The sequence below is a fragment of the Nostoc sp. NMS4 genome (genome assembly GCF_017115095.1).
Classification (GTDB): Bacteria; Cyanobacteriota; Cyanobacteriia; order Cyanobacteriales; family Nostocaceae; genus Nostoc.
On record NZ_JABXKI010000319.1, the window covers coordinates 4853 to 10820 of the forward strand.

Sequence of the window (5968 nt, forward strand, 5' to 3'; positions counted from 1 at the left end):
TTTTTCAACTCCAGAATTTCACCTTTGACATCAACGGTGATTTTCTTAGATAAGTCGCCATTTGCCACCGCCGTTGTCACTTCGGCAATATTCCGCACCTGTGCCGTCAAGCTTCCCGCCATGAAATTCACGCTATCAGTTAAATCTTTCCACGTACCCGCTACGCCGCGAACTTCTGCTTGGCCGCCCAATTTACCTTCAGCACCCACTTCCCGCGCCACCCGTGTTACTTCTGATGCAAAGGAATTAAGTTGATCCACCATGATGTTAACGGTGTTTTTCAACTCTAAAATTTCGCCTTTGACATCAACAGTAATTTTCTTGGAAAGGTCGCCATTGGCTACCGCCGTTGTTACTTCCGCAATATTACGGACTTGAGCAGTTAAATTTCCTGCCATCAAATTCACGTTATCGGTTAAATCTTTCCAAGTACCTGCAACTCCTTTAACTTCTGCTTGTACGCCCAACTTCCCTTCAGTTCCCACCTCACGGGCAACTCGTGTCACTTCACTTGCAAAGGAATTAAGTTGATCCACCATTGTATTAACGGTGTTTTTCAACTCCAGAATTTCGCCTTTCACATCCACAGTGATTTTTTTCGATAAGTCACCATTTGCGATCGCAGTGGCAACTTCCGCAATGTTGCGAACTTGTCCGGTGAGATTACCCGCCATTAGGTTAACGTTATCAGTCAAATCTTTCCAAGTTCCAGCCACACCTTGCACTTCGGCTTGGACACCCAATTTACCCTCAGTTCCCACTTCCCGCGCAACCCTGGTTACTTCACTGGCAAAAGAACCGAGCCGGTCTACCATCGTGTTAACGATATTAGCAGTTTGGAGAAACTCACCTTGGAGAGGTCTGCCATCAATTTCTGTTGCGATCGTTTGGGATAAGTCACCATTGGCAACTGACCGAATTACCCGTGTAGTTTCGGCTGTTGGTTGAACCAAATCTGTAATTAGAGTATTGACAGAAGCAACACAATCTGACCAAGAACCCCGAACATCTCCAAGAGAGGCGCGATCGGAAATTTTGCCTTCCTTGCCAACAACATTACCAATACGTTGAAGCTCCGCCGCCATCCGCTCATTTTGATTAATAATATCATTGAGCGTGTCAGCTATTTTCCCCGCCACACCAGTATGATCTATAGGCATCCGAGCCGAGAAGTCACCCTGTTTAACAGCATTCAACGTTCTTAATAGCTGATTTAAATCTAGATTGTCGCTGTCTCTAGTTAACTGTTCGGTTGTCATAGCCTTATCCTTAATCTTGATTCTTGAGGAATTTTTTGTATTTTTTGCACTCCGTACCTAGTGAGATAACTTTTAGGTAATGCGGATCAAAATAGAGAGCAGGGAATAGAAAGTGGATCAAACTAATTTTTATGGGTGCGAGTGTAAGCAGTTGATGGAGACTGCTAACTAAATGGTATTGCCGTCGATGTATCTGGTATATCACTTAGCTAATAATAGCTAGTTGGACTCTATTATGCAGCATCAACTATCGGCGATGCCTACCTGGGTGAGTACACCATTGCACAGTAGAACACACAATGACAATTAACATTACATTTTATGATTTTTGGAATTTGAGGAAAGAGCAAATCAATAAATTCTAACTGATAACTGAGGTTTGCTAAAGTCAGAAGTATCCGGCAACTCCAAGGATTGGCAAATGGTTAGAGAGTACTCAGCCCAGAGACATCTGCCTCCGCTTGAAAGTGGCGTAGGCGTAGCCCGTCGTAGACATCGCCTAACTCGCCCTGAATTTGAACGGCGTTATGCGGCTGCACCCCATATCAAGAAAGCAGAACTGATTGAAGGAATCGTTTACGTGGCATCTCCCTTAAGACATGAGCAACACGGCAAACCCCACAGTCGGGTGATAACTTGGTTAGGAGTCTATCAATCACTAACTCCCGGCGTTGACTTAAGCGTTGAACCAACCGTCAGACTAGATTTAGACAATGAACCCCAGCCAGATGCAGCATTGTTTATTGAACCAGACGCAGGGGGACAAACCCGTTTGAGCAGCGACGGTTACATTGAAGGATCACCCGAATTGATTGTTGAAATTGCAGCGAGTAGCGTTGCGATCAATACAGGCATCAAAAAGCAGGTTTATCGCCGTAATGGGGTGTTGGAGTACGTAATCTGGCAATCTTACGAGAATCAAATTGAATGGTTTTGCCTAATTGATGGCGACTATCGATTGCTATCTCCCAGTGCAGATGGAATTATTCGCTCTCAGGTGTTTCCGGGTTTGTGGTTAGCGGTGGAGGCGCTGTTAAACAATCAGATGGTGCGAGTGTTGGAGGTGGTGCAAGCGGGGTTGAAGTCACCGGAACATAATGCGTTTGTGCAGCAGTTGCAGAAATAGAAGGTTGTTTGAAAAGTGGTTAGCTGTATCTTTGCACTTACTGATCCCCCCTAACCCCCCTTAAAAAGGAGGGAACCGGAATCAAAGTCCCCCTTTTGAAGGGGGATTTAGGGGGATCTAGAACTTTTGATACCAACAAAAGGAATTTTCAAACATCCTCTAAGAGGGCACGTCTAGCTAGGTTCATTCCAAGCCCTAATCGCTTCAATCGCAATACCAGCAGGAGCAAATAAAACCTTTACAGTCTCAATACCTACTGCTGTCACTGCTCTTTGCAAACGTACTTTGAGCGTTGGATTATTTTTGATAACTTGCTCAATCGCTTGTCTATTTTTAAGTACTGGATGACTCTCAACAGCTTGAGCCACAATAGGTTGAGCATCGATTACAGTCGGTTTATCCTGCTCCATATTCTCAAGCAACTGCTCAAGCACAGTTTCTAAATTAGCAATATCTTTTGTAGACGCGTAATTGTTTTGAGTGCCAATGTTATCACCTTGGATATTTCCTGTAACACTGCCTGTGATGTTGCCAAAGGTAGCACCCGTAAAATCATTTTTAGGAGTTTTTGACATAGTTATGAGTGTTTTATCAAGTTTGCTTAGAACACTAGTTAAAGTATCGGCGTTGTTTGTTTCCTCATTCAAAACAGAATAACAAACTTCATGGTTATAAAATTTGCACCGCTCTTGAATTTTAGAAATTGCATCGCTTTTATCCGATGATGGTGTTTTTAATTGTAACTCCCACATTTGACATAAAACTTCAGAACCAGCAATTTTTCCTAACGCAATTGCGGTACTCTTACGAACAACGGAATTTTCATCCTGCAAAGCTTTAATTAAGGCAGGTATCACTTCTTGGTTGCCGATTTCTCCTAACGCAATTGCGGCACTACAACGAACAAGGGAATCTTCACTCTTTAAAGTTTTAATTAAGGCAGGTATCACTTCTTGGTTGCCAATTTTTCCTAACGCAATTGCGGCATTAAAACAAACAATGGAATCTTCATCCTGTAAAGTTTTTATTAACGCAGATACCGCTGCTTGGTTGCCGATTTTTCCTAACGCAATTGCGGCACTCCTACGAACATTGTAATCTTCATCCTGCAAAGATTTAATTAAGGCAGATACCGCTTCTTGGTTGCCGATTTCTCCTAACGCCTCTGCGGCTCTCCAACGAACATCAGAATCTTCATCCTGCAAAGCTTTAATTAAAGCAGATACCGCTTCTTGGTTGCCGATTTTTCCTAACGCAATTGCGGCACTCCTACGAACATTGTAATCTTTATCCTGCAAAGCTTTAATTAAGGCAGATACCGCTTCTTGGTTGTCAATTTTTCCTAACTCCTCTGCGGCTCTCCAACGAATATCGGAATCTTCATGCCGCAAAGCGCTAATTAAGGTAGATATCGCTTCTTGGTTGCCGATTTTTCCTAACGCCTCTGCGGCTCTCCAACAAATATCGGAATCTTCATGCCGCAAAGCGCCAATTAAGGTAGATATTGCTTCTTGGTTGCCGATTTTTGCTAATGCCTCTGCGGCTCTCCAACGAACATCGGAATCTTCATGCCGCAAAGCGCCAATTAAGGCAGATACCGCTTCTTGGTTGCCGATTTTTCCTAACGCCTCTGCGGCAGTCCAACGAATAACAGGATCTTGATGCTGCAAAGCGCCAATTAAGGCAGATACCGCTTCTTGGTTGGCGATTTTTCCTAACGCATCTGTGGCAGTCCAACAAATAACAGGATCTTGATGCTGCAAAGCTTTAATTAAGGCAGATACCGCTTCTTGGTTGCTAATTTTTCCTAACGCCTCTGCGGCTCTCCTACGAACATCAGAATCTTCATCCTGCAAAGCTTTAATTAAGGCAGATACCGCTTCTTGGTTGCTAATTTTTCCTAACGCCTCTGCGGCTCTCCTACGAACATCAGAATCTTCATCCTGCAAAGCTTTAATTAAGGCAGATACCGCTTCTTGGTTGCTAATTTTTCCTAACGCCTCTGCGGCTCTCCTACGAACATCAGAATCTTCATCCTGCAATGAATTATTTAAAAAAGTAACGGCATCCTCAGAGTGAGTGATACCCAAAAACTCAACTTTGAGTAATTCATGAATGTCTAACTTTAAAATTAAATCGACTGTTTTTTTCTGATACTCTCGCTTTAACTCTCGTGCCAACCTAGCCCCTAACTTCAAATCCACATCTATGGCTAACTTCACCACTCGTAAAGCCTGCCCTTCATTATTCACCAACCCTAACATCAACGCCACAGGTTCTGTCCACTTCAAGCAATTTAGATAATCCCGTTTCAGCTTCTCATCACTAACATTATCAAGTTGTAGGAGTAGAGATTCTGCGGCGTAGTATTCCTGAATTAGCTGGTGGCGAAACTCAATTTCGTTATCTGTTCGCAATTGAATTAAGTGATACTTGAGCAAATCTTCTAGCCATTCTCTAGCACAACTCTCACTAAAAGCTACTTTGTTCTGTAAAAATGTTGCTAAAACATTCCTCGCTTTCTGTTTAGGAATAGTTAATCGCAACTCAGTCAAATTGTCGCCTTGCATCATTACAAGTGCTAGATGCTGCAATAAATCAGCCTGCCAGTTACGTAACCCTTCAGCAATTGGTACATCTCCCTTCAGTTTGTGATACTCTCCAGAGAACACACGAAACAGCACACCTAAACTAGTAGGAATTTGTTTGTCAGAGTTGAATACTTCACACAGCATCCACAATAACAGCGGCGTTTCCGCCAATTCCCGCAAGCGTCCAGCCAACTGTCGCAGCATTTCATCACCCACCTCTGGCAAATAGGCGCGGACAAAATGCTGCATCTGCGGTTCTGTGAGGGGTTGCATTTCCAGTTTTTTTTCAATACCTAAATCACCCCCCACCCCCAAATACCGCGTAGTAAAAATCATCGGCGTGAGTCGGCGGTATTTCTGCCGAAATCCGTCTAAATCTCGTCTAGCTTCATCGTTGGGTAATTCATTCAAACCGTCTACAAGTAACAAAAATTGCCCTCTAAACAGCAGAGATTCAATCTCTATGCTGTTGAGGTCTAAGTTATAGCGAGTCAAAAAGTCCCGAATTAAATCCAGCACCGAAGTTTTGTAGCGCCTTAACTCCACTAGCACGGGAATTTTCTGATTTGCTTCTCCTTGTTTTCCCTTTTGAGCTTCTTCCCACAACAAACGTTCTAAAGCTGTAGATTTGCCTGAACCCGGTCTTCCTACTAGCAATACATGGACGGGTGCATACTTCCGTAACCCTTCGAGGATATTCAATTGTTCAATTTTTTCTCTGTCTGGTGCTTCACCTTCTAGTTGCTGTGGTACTGTTTGCACCTTCAAACTCAACTCAAAGCCTCGGCGCGATTTTTTGGGTTCAAGTCTTTGACGGTCTATGGCATCAGTTGGCGTGTATAAATCTTGCCAATCTCTATATATGTCATCCTCGCTCAGAGATTCTAGATACCTTTGAAAATCTATGCTGTGGTCTGCAACCATAGTAGTCAATTGACCGAGGACTTTTAAGCGCTCTTTTATATAATACACAATAAAACGCTCAATTCTTT

At 43.2% G+C, this 5968-nt stretch carries 3 protein-coding genes; 1 reads left to right on the forward strand and 2 read right to left on the reverse strand.

The window, feature by feature from the left end:
• Positions 1–1259, reverse strand: a 1259-nt coding sequence (locus tag HWQ37_RS29195; RefSeq protein WP_292753902.1) for a HAMP domain-containing protein, incomplete at its 3' end; no start/stop codon positions are given.
• A 421-nt stretch (positions 1260–1680) separates the two neighbouring features.
• Between HWQ37_RS29195 and HWQ37_RS29200 the strand changes: the two genes are divergently transcribed.
• Positions 1681–2385: a Uma2 family endonuclease gene (locus tag HWQ37_RS29200; RefSeq protein WP_292753903.1), complete on the forward strand. Its 705-nt coding sequence runs from the start codon at positions 1681–1683 to the stop codon at positions 2383–2385.
• Positions 2386–2558: 173 nt separating this feature from the next.
• Here HWQ37_RS29200 and HWQ37_RS29205 read toward each other — a convergent pair whose 3' ends face one another.
• Complete coding sequence (locus tag HWQ37_RS29205; RefSeq protein WP_292753904.1) at positions 2559–5948, reverse strand: HEAT repeat domain-containing protein; 3390 nt, start codon at positions 5946–5948, stop codon at positions 2559–2561.
• Positions 5949–5968 lie beyond the last annotated feature (20 nt).